This window comes from Thalassospira sp. HJ, assembly GCF_000948415.1.
Lineage (GTDB): Bacteria > Pseudomonadota > Alphaproteobacteria > Rhodospirillales > Thalassospiraceae > Thalassospira.
Map to the genome: position 1 here is coordinate 265,787 of NZ_JYII01000019.1, position 13,045 is coordinate 278,831.

The 13,045-nt window shown below is 54.5% G+C and carries 10 protein-coding genes; 7 read left to right on the forward strand and 3 right to left on the reverse strand.

Annotated features, from left to right (window positions below):
* Positions 1 to 249: 249 nt before the first annotated feature.
* From UF64_RS15505 to UF64_RS15515, 3 genes are all read right to left on the reverse strand, one after another.
* A complete protein-coding gene (locus UF64_RS15505) occupies positions 250 to 1,794 on the reverse strand; it encodes an autotransporter outer membrane beta-barrel domain-containing protein (protein ID WP_044829495.1) in 1,545 nt (514 codons plus the stop codon).
* Between the two features lie 650 nt (positions 1,795 to 2,444).
* A complete protein-coding gene (locus UF64_RS15510) occupies positions 2,445 to 3,890 on the reverse strand; it encodes an autotransporter outer membrane beta-barrel domain-containing protein (RefSeq protein WP_161794629.1) in 1,446 nt (481 codons plus the stop codon).
* Between the two features lie 746 nt (positions 3,891 to 4,636).
* Positions 4,637 to 5,260 (reverse strand): TetR/AcrR family transcriptional regulator, encoded by a 624-nt coding sequence (locus UF64_RS15515; RefSeq protein ID WP_044829497.1) that lies wholly within the window; start codon positions 5,258 to 5,260, stop codon positions 4,637 to 4,639.
* Between the two features lie 143 nt (positions 5,261 to 5,403).
* On the opposite strand from UF64_RS15515, the gene UF64_RS15520 reads away from it, so the two are divergent.
* The 7 genes from UF64_RS15520 (at position 5,404) to UF64_RS15550 (ending at position 12,961) form a co-directional block, all read left to right on the forward strand.
* The gene (locus UF64_RS15520; RefSeq protein WP_044829498.1) at positions 5,404 to 6,492 is read left to right on the forward strand and encodes an extracellular solute-binding protein; all 1,089 of its coding nucleotides are present in this window, start codon (positions 5,404 to 5,406) and stop codon (positions 6,490 to 6,492) included.
* Positions 6,493 to 6,654: 162 nt separating this feature from the next.
* Positions 6,655 to 7,518, forward strand: a complete 864-nt coding sequence (locus tag UF64_RS15525) for an ABC transporter permease (protein WP_044829499.1) — start codon at positions 6,655 to 6,657, stop codon at positions 7,516 to 7,518.
* A 1-nt stretch (position 7,519) separates the two neighbouring features.
* On the forward strand, positions 7,520 to 8,311 hold the full coding sequence (locus tag UF64_RS15530) for an ABC transporter permease (protein ID WP_044829500.1): 792 nt from the start codon (positions 7,520 to 7,522) through the stop codon (positions 8,309 to 8,311).
* Positions 8,308 to 9,420: an ABC transporter ATP-binding protein gene (locus tag UF64_RS21165; RefSeq protein ID WP_044829501.1), complete on the forward strand. Its 1,113-nt coding sequence runs from the start codon at positions 8,308 to 8,310 to the stop codon at positions 9,418 to 9,420. The genes UF64_RS15530 and UF64_RS21165 overlap by 4 nt, the downstream gene beginning before the upstream one ends.
* Positions 9,417 to 10,157: an MBL fold metallo-hydrolase gene (locus UF64_RS15540; protein ID WP_235285098.1), complete on the forward strand. Its 741-nt coding sequence runs from the start codon at positions 9,417 to 9,419 to the stop codon at positions 10,155 to 10,157. Before UF64_RS21165 ends, UF64_RS15540 begins: the two co-directional genes overlap by 4 nt.
* A gap of 66 nt (positions 10,158 to 10,223) precedes the next feature.
* Positions 10,224 to 11,648: an aldehyde dehydrogenase family protein gene (locus tag UF64_RS15545; protein ID WP_044829502.1), complete on the forward strand. Its 1,425-nt coding sequence runs from the start codon at positions 10,224 to 10,226 to the stop codon at positions 11,646 to 11,648.
* A 470-nt stretch (positions 11,649 to 12,118) separates the two neighbouring features.
* Positions 12,119 to 12,961 carry a lipopolysaccharide assembly protein LapB gene (locus UF64_RS15550; protein ID WP_044829503.1) on the forward strand — a complete coding sequence of 281 codons (843 nt, stop codon included), beginning with the start codon at positions 12,119 to 12,121 and terminating at the stop codon, positions 12,959 to 12,961.
* Positions 12,962 to 13,045: the final 84 nt, after the last annotated feature.

Below are 13,045 nucleotides of genomic sequence, written 5' to 3' on the forward strand. Positions count from 1 at the left end.
CAACAGAGGTTGACGTTTGCGTTAACTTAAGACGCATCCCCGTCAACAGCAAGGATCAGATCAACCTGACGTGCGATTGAGGCCCAAGGGCAATGATTAAGGACCAAAAACAGGTTTTTATATGTAAGCCGCAACGCCGTTACAGCATTACAAGAACATAACTGAAGCGGGGGGATAGCCCCCCGCTTCATGTATCAACCCGCATTACGCATATCATGACGGGCATATTGAGTTGATATGCCCCCGCCCCTAGAACGGAAAGGCGACAGAAACCTGCGCCACCGTTTCGCTAGAGGAAACCGCATTGGTGTGGGTCAGGTTAACCTCGCTGCTAAATGCACCATCTTCGGCGGTGAAGGTGAACCCGGTACCAAATGTCTGGCCGCTGTCCGGGTTGAAGTTGCTACGCACATAGGGCGATACAATGCCAAGCGAAGTCCCCTCGCTGCCACTGAGCGCAAATGTATAAGCGATCAGACCACCAATGGTGTATTCGCTATAATCATCGGTGCCCAATTGCTGCTCACCTTCGATAGAACCGGAAAGCCCGGTTGAACTTGATATGATGCGAAGCCCGCCACCCAGATTAAATGCCGTCTTGTCACCGTTTGTTTCATCGGTCATGTCATAGACGAAATCTGTTTTGGCGAATGGTTGCAACGTGGTGCCTGCCGCGTCAAAGCTATAGGCCGCCTCGACCCCCGGCTTAAGACGGCGGGTGTTGGACACGGTTTTGCCAACCTGTGTGCCGTCACTTTCGGTATAGCCATCAACGGTTTTGCGCGCCGCCATAAAGCTGACATTGACGGTCACATCCAACGGCAATGTTTCTGACGGGCGCAGGACATAGGCCCCGCTGAGCGACCCGAACCACATATCTGAATCTGTGTTGCCTCTGACCGAGCTATCCCGGCTCAGGTCAATATCGCCAAGGCTGTAACCGACAATGGTCGAAAGCGTCACGCCGTCGGCTGGCTGATAGACGACATAAGGCGAAAGCGTCCAGTTGGTTTCGTCGTAATAGCCGGAATTATACGTGGTGGTCAGGGCCGTTTGCGAATATCCCATCGAGATACCGCCAACCAGTTCCGGGCGCAAACGCATATCAACGCCAAGATTATAGCCCCACACATCCCCGTCATAGCGGCTGTCACCCGCAGCATTGTTCCGGTCATTATCGACCGAGGTGTAAGACCCGTGTCCCCAGACCGTAAAACCACTATCGGCCAGCAGACCCAGGCTTTGCTCGATCCCGCGCAGCGGATCATCGCCCGTGTTCGCATCACCGGCGGCTGACAGCGTGGTTTGCGAGCTATCAAATGAGGCCTGCATGGCCAATTCACGCAGCGAGGTGCCACGCGACTTCATAACCATCGCTGGCTTCGCTGCGGTCGTCGAACTGGCCGGGGCCGAGAAACTGCTGGACGAAGGAAGGTCGCCTGTAGTCGGGGCAGGAACACCACCCGTGTTTGGCGCAGCGATACCACGCGTGGCGGGGGCCCGCGAAATGGCAAGAACGCGTGTCTCGAAATTCTTGCCAACAACCGTCGCCTGAGACCGCGATACAGAAGCCTGCAATTGCTGGGAGATAGATTCACTGGATGAGGAAGACGAGGACGAAGATGCCACAGCAGGGTCGGAAACACTGGCCGAGGTAATATCAAGTGCGCCACTGGAAACCGTATAGTTCACAGTCAAGATTTTCTGAACACCAGCCGAAACTGTTGCCTTGACCGTACTTGTATAGGTTCCATCGACTGCCTCTGAGTCTTCGCAGTTGGCACCGGCTGCCACCGTTCCCAAATCACCTATTGTGCAGCCAAGATGATCCGTTTTCGCAAGAGAACCATTCAAATCATTGTCTGCGCTGAAGGAAACTCTTGGCGGGTCAGGCGGGGTACTTCCGTCAATACTGGCGGCAAAATACAAATCCCCTACTCCAACACCTAGAGAACCATCGGCAATATAACAAGCGCTCCCAGACACATCAAAAAGAACAGATGAGTCAGTTGTATCAGTATTGGACCCGGTGCAGGTGATGGTCGCTGCCTGCGCACCCGAAGACACGATACCGCTGCCCAAAACAAGGCAGAACGCGCTCAAGGCAAGTAATTGCCAAACATTACACCAGCCACGCCCGGCCATTCCATTTAATCTGTTCTCTGCGTTTCCAGATCGAAAACCGTCCGTTGTCGCCTTAAACATGTGAAATACCCTCAACACTTTCCACATTTGAACTTCAAATTTTTAGTTTTTTATTTTTAATCACAATCCATTACAGGATTTTTGCTTCGACACACGACCATCCCCAATCGCCCCCAATCACGAAGGAGAACAGTCAAAAAAGACACATCATGGAAGAAACTTGCTTGATCAGGAACAGATCGAACAAGCCGATACAGGAACGCGCATATCGCCATCAATTGTGATACATACCCCCGCCCCTAGAACGGAAAGGCGACAGAAACCTGCGCCACCGTTTCGCTAGAGGAAACCGCATTGGTGTGGGTCAGGTTGACCTCGCTGCTAAATGCACCATCTTCGGCGGTGAAGGTGAACCCGGTCCCAAAGGTCTGGCCGCTGTCGGGGTTGAAGTTGCTTCGAACATAGGGCGATACAATGCCAAGCGAAGTCCCCTCGCTGCCACTGAGCGCAAATGTATAAGCGATCAGGCCACCAATGGTGTATTCGCTATAATCATCGGTGCCCAATTGCTGCTCGCCTTCGATAGAACCGGAAAGCCCGGTTGCACTTGATATGATGCGAAGCCCCCCACCCAGATTAAATGCCGTCTTGTCACCGTTTGTTTCATCGGTCATGTCATAGACGAAATCTGTTTTGGCGAATGGCTGCAACGTGGTGCCTGCCGCGTCAAAGCTATAGGCCGCCTCGACCCCCGGCTTAAGACGGCGGGTGTTGGACACGGTTTTGCCAACCTGTGTGCCGTCACTTTCGGTATAGCCATCAACGGTTTTGCGCGCCGCCATGAAGCTGACATTGACGGTCACATCCAACGGCAATGTTTCTGACGGGCGCAGGACATAGGCCCCGCTGAGCGACCCGAACCACATACCTGAATCAGTGTTGCCTCTGACCGAGCTATCCCGGCTCAGGTCAATATCGCCAAGGCTGTAACCAATAATGGTCGAAAGCGTCACGCCGTCGGCCGGTTGATAGACAACATAGGGCGAAAGCGTCCAGTTGGTTTCGTCGTAATAGCCGGAATTATACGTGGTGGTCAGGGCCGTTTGCGAATATCCCATCGAGATACCGCCAACCAGTTCCGGGCGCAAACGCATATCAACGCCAAGATTATAGCCCCACACATCCCCGTCATAGCGGCTGTCACCCGCAGCATTGTTCCGGTCATTATCGACCGAGGTGTAAGACCCGTGTCCCCAGACCGTAAAACCACTATCGGCCAGCAGACCCAGGCTTTGCTCGATCCCGCGCAGCGGATCATCGCCCGTGTTCGCATCACCGGCGGCTGACAGCGTGGTTTGCGAGCTATCAAATGAGGCCTGCATGGCCAATTCACGCAGCGAGGTGCCACGCGACTTCATAACCATCGCTGGCTTCGCTGCGGTCGTCGAACTGGCAGGGGCCGAGAAACTGCTGGACGAAGGTTGATCACCGGTCGTCGGGGCAGGAACACCACCCGTGTTTGGCGCAGCGATACCACCCCTGGCGGGGGCCCGCGAAATGGCAAGAACGCGTGTCTCGAAATTCTTGCCAACAACCGTCGCCTGAGACCGCGATACAGAAGCCTGCAATTGGTGGGAGATAGATTCACTGGATGAGGAAGAGGAAGATTCTTCGTCAGGGAGCGAAACACTGGCAGAGGTAATATCAACGTTAGTCGTCCCGGAAACCGTGAAGTTTACCGTCATTGTGGCGACAACACCTGCGGAAACATTGGCCTTGAGAGTATTTGTATAGGTTCCATCGGCCACAGATGTGTCATTACATACCCCCCCAGCCGTCACCGTACCCAAATCACCGATTGTACATCCAAGATGATCTGTATTCCCTGGTGTCGTATCTAAATTGCTATCGGAAAAGAATTGGGCGTTAGCGGCTGAGGCTGTTGTCTCAAACAGAATATCACCTAGACCTTGGCCTTGCGTATTATTTTCAATGGTGCACGTCTTGGCCGCAGAAGAATAAAGAATAGTTGTTCTGTTAAGCGGGCTATCGGCTGCTGCGCCGGTGCAAGTCACTGTTGCGGCATGAACGCTGCTTGGCGCCATGCCGAGGCCAGCAACAAGACAAAACACTATTAGTGCAAGCAATTGCCGGGCATCACGCACCCCACGACCGGACACGCATTGCATGCGGAGTGCCGCTTTCATATGACGCGAAACATGCTCTTTTACAGCTACGAAAAGAAACATTATATAAGCACCCCCTAAATTAGCATTCAATTTTTAGGGGTAACTATTTCTATTTGCAAGCAAATATTGATCTTTTTTGCACAGCATGCCGCAAAAGTGGCAATCGGAGTAACAGATTGATTTAACGAGAATCTCTTGATCCGGTGCTTATGATACGAAAATCGGCATGGAAACCGGTGCCCGGCCCCCAATGCGGTGCCTTGTAGAAAGCCGGTGATTGCACTGATAAACTGAATGACAGATCAGTCAGCACCAACGGACATCAGTGATGCCACAGGCAAATTTTGCTTTGCCACGCTTGCCTTAAGGCCATTGACATCCATGTCCTCGTCTTTGACGAACTCGATAAACATCATATTCACATTGTTAAACAAAAGTTCGCCCACCGCGTCGCAATCGACCTCGCTTCGTACAATACCGCGTTGTTGCAAGGCACGAATCAGATCGCAGACCTGTTTGGACAGGCGATGATCAAGGGCGGTGTAGCGTTTTGAAAACGGCGTTTCGGGCTGCGCAATCGACAGCGACATCGCCGTGCGCCACATCTCCTTGGAAAGATAAGTCAAAGAGTGATCGTAATATTTCCCGATCAGCTCCGATAAGGCGGGTGCGACTTCATCATGGTCGCGCGCAATGATCGCGTCCCCCGCGGCAAGGACTTCCTCGACCTCCATCGAGACCGTGGCCATCAGCATATCGCCCTTGTTTTTGAAGTAGTTATAAAACGTCCCGACAGATACACCCGCCATTTCGGCAATGTCTTCGATGCGCGCACTGTCATATCCGACCTTGCGAAAAAGGGTCGTCGCCGCCTCGAGAATACGGCGGTTTTTGTCGGCTTTCTTTTGGGCGCGCAGTCCTGACATCGTCACTCCGGAAAAACTGAACGGGTTCAAAATTTACATTGACTCAAAAAATGAACACGTTCAATATTTTTTCAACGGTGCCGAAACGAGCGCCGAAGAACCCAATACAAGGGAGGCCTCAAATATGAAATCAGGGAGAGCCTATGTCTCGTCACGTCTCTACGGGGAAGACCCGCAACAAGTTTCTGAGTAGCACTGCGACCTTTATTCTGGGCGCGGTTGCCATGGTGCACAGCGCGCAGGCAACCGAAGAGCTCAACGCGCTTGTCTGGTGCGACCATACCGATCCGGCCTTGATTGAGCCGTTCGAGAAAAAATACGACGTCAAAGTCAATCTCAAGGAATATGAAGGCACCGGTGCCGGTCTTTCGATCGTCGAGCAATCCCGTCCGGGCGACTGGGATGTGTTCGTGATTGACGGCGTTGATGTGCACCGTGCCGTTGAAATGGGCGTTCTGGCCGAAATCCCGGCCGATGCCCTGCCGACGTCCGATATCTTCCCCGAAGTCGTGATGGCTGAGAACAACATCGTTGATGGCAAGACCTATGCCGTTACCGAGAAGTTCGGCTACAACACCATTTCGTTTGATAAGACCAAGGTTGATCCCAAGGACATGGAAGACATGTCTGTGATCTGGTCGGACAAATATGCCGGTCGTATCGCGGTTTATGACTATTACCTGCCAGTGATCGGCCTTGTTGGTCTGGGTCTTGGCATTGATACGGCGGATCTTGGCGCAGACGATATGCCTGCGATCAAGGAAAAGCTGTTTGCGATGAAAAAGGCCTCCAAACAGGTTGGTGAAGTTGTTTCATCCCAAACGGCACTTGCCACCGGCGAAGTCGACATTCTGGTGGGCGGCGGTGAATGGATCACGGCTGTGCTGTCCGAAGAAAAGCCGAACCTTGACTGGGTAATCCCGAAACAGGGCGGCCTTCGCTGGGCGCAGTCGATCGGGGTAATGAAGGATTCCGAAAAGCCTGATCTGGCCCTGAAATTCGTTCAATATATCCTGAGCCCCGAAGGCCAGGCGCGTCTTGCGACCTCCTCATGCTATTGGGGGATGCCGGCCAACGCGAAAGCTGGCGCAAACCTGACCGATGCCCAGAAAGCAGCCCTTCGCTGGGATGATCAGGAAGGCTATCTCAAGAACTCGCAGCTTTACCCGATCCCGGATGCTGATCTCGATGCCGAGATGCAGGATGCCTGGGTCGAGATGCTCCAGCAGTAAGCAATCCCTTGTCTACTGCCACCTGCCGATGTCCCGCTTTTTGCGGGGCATCGGTTCCAAACTGCGTTAGACTAAGCCAGAACGGCGCTCATTTTCCCCAAGCGAGAGACAAGCAACCACCCCACCAGTTCAAGTGGGTTGGCTTGCGAAAAGGATACCGTTATGGCCACTGCCAGCCTTGAAACACGCGAAAATCGCCGCGCATGGGGCTTTGTGACCCCGGCCCTGCTTTGGACCATCGCGTTTTTCGTTATTCCCTTTATCGTCATGGCCGCGATCAGTCTTGCGACCCGCAAAGGGCGCGAGATCGTCATGGCGTGGAATTTTGATAATTACATCGAATTCTTTGAAAAGGCCCATTTGCTTAAAGGTCTTTTTGTCTCGCTTGAGATTACTTTTACCGTAACCCTGATTTCGGTGATCCTCGCCTATCCGCTGGCCTGGATCATTGCCGAACGTGTCCCCCAGAAATGGCAGCGTATGGCGCTGATCATGGCGATCCTGCCCTTCTGGACAAGCTATGTGGTACGCTCCTATTCTTGGCTTCTGGTGCTGGCGCAAAACGGGGTGATCAACAATAGCCTGATCTATCTCGGCATCATCTCCGAACCGCTTGAGCTGGCAAGCACACGCACCGCCACCGTCATCGGGTTCGTGCATTTCTTTGTCATGCTTTTGACCCTGACCATCTATGCCAATCTGGTGCAGATGCCGCCGAACTATCGCCGCGCCGCCGCCGATCTTGGGGCCAACGGGTTTCAGGTGTTCTGGCATGTTGTGTTACCGCTAACATTGCCCGGTATCATGGTCGGGGCGTTCCTGACCTTTGTGCTATGCATTGGTGATTACATCACCCCGCAGATCCTGGGTGGCAATAACGAGCTCGCCCTGCCGCAGGTCATCATGTTGCAACTGGGCCGCCGGGCCGATTTCCCGATGGCCGCCACGCTTTCGATCATTCTGATGGTGGTGGTGACACTGGCCTATATTGCCTGCGCCCGTTGGCTCAAGATGGAGAGAACGTAACATGATCTCTTCACGCTTTTCCAAACTGCTGTCCTGGTCCTATTTGATCGCACTTTATGGCTTCATCTTTTTGCCGGTCGCGGTTCTGGTGCTGTTTTCGTTTCAGGATGGCCGCCTGCCGGTACCGCCGTTTAACGGCGCGACCCTTAAATGGTATGGCGAGGTATTTGCCGACAGCCGCCTGATGTCGGCCCTTGGCAATTCGCTGATGGTTGCCCTTGGCTCCGCCACGGTTGCCTGCGTCCTTGGCTTCTGTGCGGCTTATGGGTTGGCGCGCTTTGTCCTGCCGGCATCCCGTCTGCAACGCGGGCTTCTGATCGCGCCGATGACGGTCAGTTACCTGATCATTGCGCTGGGTTTGCTGACGACCTTTAACTGGGTCGGCGTCTCGTTGTCGCTTTGGACTGTCGGGATTGGTCATGTTGTGATCAATCTGCCGCTATGCTTTGCGATTATTTATGCCTCGATGGGGGACCATCAGAAAAACATCGAACGGGCCGCCCGCGATCTGGGTGCTGCCGAATGGCAGGTGATGACGCAGGTCTCCGCCCCGATGTTAATGCCCTCCATCCTTGCAGCCTTTTTCCTGGCGGTGACGTTCAGCTGGGATGAATTCATCATCGCATTCCTGCTGTCACGCTTTGACGTCACCCTGCCGGTTGAAATCTGGAGCATGCTGCGTTCGGGCCTGAACCCGAAAACCAACGCGGTCGGAAGCGTTGTCTTCCTTGTATCGGTTGCGCTGCTGCTTATTCTTGAATTGATTGTCTTTAGAAGGACGGCAAAGAAATGACCGCCCCTGTATCCATTCGCAACGCCACCAAGACCTTTGGCGACTTCACCGCCCTTGACGATGTCAGCCTTGAAATCGCGGCTGGCGAATTCATCGTCCTTCTGGGCCCGTCGGGCTGTGGCAAGACCACCTTGTTATCGCTTTTGGGTGGTTTCCTGTCGCCAACCAGCGGCACGATTGAAATCGATGGCAAGGATATGGGCGACGTTGCCCCCGCCAAACGCCCGACGACCACGATGTTTCAGGATTATGCCCTGTTCCCGCATATGACCTTGCGCGACAACGTCGCCTTCGGCCTTAAGATGCGCAAGGTCGGCAAGGCCGAACGCCATGCAAAGGCCGAAGAACTGCTTGATATGGTCGGGCTCAAGACATCGGCGAACAAGAAACCGCATGAACTGTCTGGCGGCCAGCGCCAGCGCGTCGCCCTTGCCCGGGCACTTGCAGTTGAACCCGATGTTTTGTTGCTCGACGAACCGTTGGGCGCGCTCGACCTCAAGCTCCGTCGTCAGATGCAGGATGAGCTTAAAGCCATTCAGAAACGGGTTGGCACCACCTTTGTCCACGTCACCCACGATCAGGAAGAAGCCATGGCGATTGCCGATCGCATCGTGGTGATGAATGCCGGCAAGATCGAAGATGTCGGCAGCCCCGAAAACATTTATATGCAGCCCAAAACGCTGTTCTCGGCAAGCTTCATGGGCGAGGTCAATTTCATCCCCGGAACGCTTGAAAGTGCGACCGAAACAACGCTGACCATCAAGACGGCACTTGGCTCTGTCGAACTTCCGGCGTTTGACCACGCGGGCTTTACTCCCGATTCCCAGGTGACCCTTGCCATCCGACCTGAACATTTCCGGGCCAGCACCGGCACCGGACCGCGTGTCACGCTTGGCAAGGCCAAGGTCGAAGACGGATCGTTTTTTGGCACCCATCATCGCGCCCATCTAAGCCCGCTTGATTATCCCGGCATGACGATCACCGCCCACATGCCGCAATCAGCGATCATTGAACCGGGTGCGTGGGTGGAGCTAACCCTTGATCCGGCCTCTATCGTGCTGCTGCCCGGCCATCCGCCCCACCCGATACAAGAAAGTGCCGCGTCATGAGCCAGACGAATATGGACCGCGCCAAACCCGAAGACTGGTACAGCCTCAAAACCGTTGGCGATGACGTCACCTATATCGGCGAGCCGTTTATCGAGGAATTTTACCGCTGCAACATCTGGCATGTCCGTGGGCGCGATGGCGACATGCTGGTCGATAGTGGCATGGGGGTTGTATCCCTGACCGAATGGGTGCCGCTTGTCACCGAACGGTCCGTTCAGGCGGTTGCCAGCCACACCCATTTTGATCATATCGGCTGCCACCACGAATTTGAAAACCGGGTGTGCCATCGCTGTGAGGCCGATCTTCTTGCCGCACCAACGCGCAAGAACACGCTGGCTGATCCCTATGTCACGGACGAGATTTTCACCAAACTGCCGCCGCTTCCCTATGCCTCGACCACCTATGCGGTCAAGGCGGCACCGGCCACCCGGATTGTCGAGGATGGCGATGTGATTGATCTTGGTGATCGCCATTTCGAGGTCATTCACACACCGGGTCATTCACCCGGTGGCATTGCCCTTTGGGAAAAGGCGACCGGCATCCTGTTTTCCGGGGACATTGTTTATGATGGACCTTTGATCGAAGACACTTATCATGCAAATGCAACCGACTATGTCCGATCGATGGAACGGCTTTATGATTTGCCGGTCCGGATCGTGCATGGCGGGCATTTTGCCAGCTATGGCGGCGAACGCCATCGCGACATCATAAAAAGCTGGCTGAGGGAACGAACCTGAAACCGCGCCACCAGCGTCGGGGATAAAGCCCCGGCCCGAACCACACAAATGATCAGGAAGGCTCCTATGGATAACGCAGGCAAATTTTACATCAACGGCAAGTGGGTAGATCCGATTTCATCGGAAAAGATGGACGTGATCAATCCGGCCACCGAAGAAGTCATCACCCAAATCACGCTGGCCAGCGAAGAAGATGTCGACCTTGCGGTCGCCGCAGCCAAGCGCGCCTTTGAAAGCTATAGCCAGACCACCCTTGAACAGCGCCTTGGCTGGCTTGAAAACCTGCTTGCGATCTATAAGCGCCGCTATGGCGAAGTCGCAGATACCATCACCAAGGAACTCGGCGCGCCAACCACCATGTCACACGAACAGCAGGCCGCAGCCGGCACTGCCCACCTCGAAGATTTCATCGTTGCGCTGAAAAAGCTCAAGACCGAGGAAACCCTGTATAACGGCGAGCATCTGCTGCGCGAACCAATCGGGGTTTGCGGCCTGATCACGCCGTGGAACTGGCCGATCAACCAGATCGTGCTCAAAGTGGTACCGGCGTTGGCCGTTGGCTGCACCTGTGTGCTCAAGCCGTCCGAATTCACCCCGCTTAACGCCATGCTTTATGCCGAAATGATCCATGAGGCAGGCTTCCCAGCCGGCGCATTCAACATGGTTCAGGGCGCAGGCCCGATTGCCGGTGCAACCCTGTCGCGTCATCCCGACATCACCATGATGTCCTTTACCGGATCGACCCGGGCGGGCAAGGCGATCACCAAGGACGCCTCGGAAAACATCAAGCGCGTTACGCTTGAGCTTGGCGGCAAGTCGCCCAACATCGTGTTTGACGATGTCGATATCGAAGATCGTATTGCCTGGAGTGTGAATGCCGTCTTCAACAACTCCGGCCAGACCTGTGATGCGCCCACCCGCATGCTTGTGCAGCGTTCGATCTATGACGAAGCCGTCAAGGTCGCCAAACGGGTTGGTGAAGAAGCATCGGTGGGTGATCCGACCAAGGAAGGTGATCATATCGGCCCGCTGGTCAGCCACATCCAGTTTGACCGTGTCCAGACCCTTATTCAGGCAGGCATTGACGAAGGTGCCACCCTTCTGGTCGGTGGTGCGGGCAAGCCCGATGACACCAATGAAGGCTACTTCACCAAGCCGACGATTTTCGCCGATGTGAACAACAATATGCGCATCGCCCGCGAAGAAATCTTTGGCCCGGTCGTCTCGATGATCCCGTTTGATACCGAAGAAGAAGCCATCGCCATCGCCAATGACACGCCTTATGGCCTGGCGGCCTACGTCCAGACCCCGGACGCCGAAAAGGCTGACCGCGTTGCCCGCAAACTGCGCGCCGGTATGGTTCTTCTAAACGGTTCCTCCCCGCTCGCCGGCAGCCCGTTTGGTGGCTACAAACAATCGGGTAATGGCCGCGAAGGTGGCCTGTTCGGCCTCGAGGACTTCATGGAAATCAAGATGATCCATAAGCTTTAAGGCACGTGCTGCGTTACCTCTAAAGGCCCCGGAAATTTCCGGGGCCTTAATTGTTTATTGGCCCATCACACCTACACTTGATCCACCGTCATCAATTCGTGACGACATAGGGCTGGCAATGATCGGTTTGGGGACTATAATCCCATCGTTAATCGATAAATCTAGGGTCAGAACCCATTAATTTGATTTGAATGGCAGACGTTGTATTTGTGAAGTCCAAGGAAAAGTCCGCTGGGCGGGCCGGTGTCCCGGCCAAGGGGTTTGACGCAGGAGGTTGCAAATACAACGTCTGTCCTTCGGATTCACCGGATTTGCACGGGCTACTTTGTCGCAAAGCCTTGAAAGATGAATATCTTCCGGCGACTTTGCTCCGCGTATCCGCACAAATCCGGTGAACCATTCAAAACAAATTAATGGGTTCTGACCCTAATATCCGGGCAACGGATTGCGATTGGATTGGGAGACCTCCTATGAATGCAATGTCCTTTTCTGATATGGGGCTTGCGGCCTTGAAACGGTGTCAATATGACGCCGCAATCAACATGCTGCGCCAGGCACTTGGCGAAGATATGGATAATCTGGATGCCCGCTTCGGACTGGCGCGCGCCCTTCATGAAAAAGGTTCGGTCATCGAAGCAGTCGGTGAATATCGCACGGTGCTGCAATCTGATGGGGGTCATGAAGACTGCCTGCATCACATTGCACGCGCTCTGTTGCAAAATGGCGATGCGCGCGGCGCCTTGAACCACGTCGATATCGTTCTTCGCAACAAGCCGACCGACCCGGAATTGCTTGCGCTGCGCGGGCAAGCATTGATTGCACTTGAACGCTATGACGCAGCCCTTTCATCGCTGCAATCGGCGGCACATCACAATCCTGGCTCGGAAACCCTTCATCGCCTGATCGCCAAGTGCCATCGAGCCAATGAGGATTTCGAAAGCGAGCGGCGCGCGGTTGAGCAACTGCTGCGCATCAATCCGTCATCGCTCAGCGCATCAAATGATCTCGGTGTCATCAACCTGCGGGAAGGCCATCTGATCGCAGCGTTCGAGGCATTTGAACAAATCCTTTCGCAAGATGCCGATCACCCGCAGGCGACATTGAACCGTGCGATTGCCCTGACCGTCATGGGCGGCATGGATCATGATGCGATCTGGAACCGGGTGATGGAGGTCTGCGACGGGATCGAGGATATTGATGATATCCGAAACGCTGCCGATCAATTGGCAAAGCTTCCGGACACTGCCCGCAAAGGCACGGCCGAGGCCGATCGCCTAATCAAGATGGCTGCCATTGAAGAGATCGATATCTGATCTGAGAAGGCTACTTTTCCGCCCCCTTCCAACAGCGTTCCCGCCGTCAAAAGGCCCAAGCGGGAACCGCATGCCATAACCGGC

Coding starts and splice junctions, on each gene's coding strand:
- UF64_RS15510 (WP_161794629.1), bottom strand. CDS start 3,890: ATGACGGTAAACTTCACGGTTTCCGGGACGACTAACGTTGATATTACC.
- UF64_RS15515 (WP_044829497.1), bottom strand. CDS start 5,260: ATGTCAGGACTGCGCGCCCAAAAGAAAGCCGACAAAAACCGCCGTATT.
- UF64_RS15520 (WP_044829498.1), top strand. CDS start 5,404: ATGTCTCGTCACGTCTCTACGGGGAAGACCCGCAACAAGTTTCTGAGT.
- UF64_RS15525 (WP_044829499.1), top strand. CDS start 6,655: ATGGCCACTGCCAGCCTTGAAACACGCGAAAATCGCCGCGCATGGGGC.
- UF64_RS15530 (WP_044829500.1), top strand. CDS start 7,520: ATGATCTCTTCACGCTTTTCCAAACTGCTGTCCTGGTCCTATTTGATC.
- UF64_RS21165 (WP_044829501.1), top strand. CDS start 8,308: ATGACCGCCCCTGTATCCATTCGCAACGCCACCAAGACCTTTGGCGAC.
- UF64_RS15540 (WP_235285098.1), top strand. CDS start 9,417: ATGAGCCAGACGAATATGGACCGCGCCAAACCCGAAGACTGGTACAGC.
- UF64_RS15545 (WP_044829502.1), top strand. CDS start 10,224: ATGGATAACGCAGGCAAATTTTACATCAACGGCAAGTGGGTAGATCCG.
- UF64_RS15550 (WP_044829503.1), top strand. CDS start 12,119: ATGAATGCAATGTCCTTTTCTGATATGGGGCTTGCGGCCTTGAAACGG.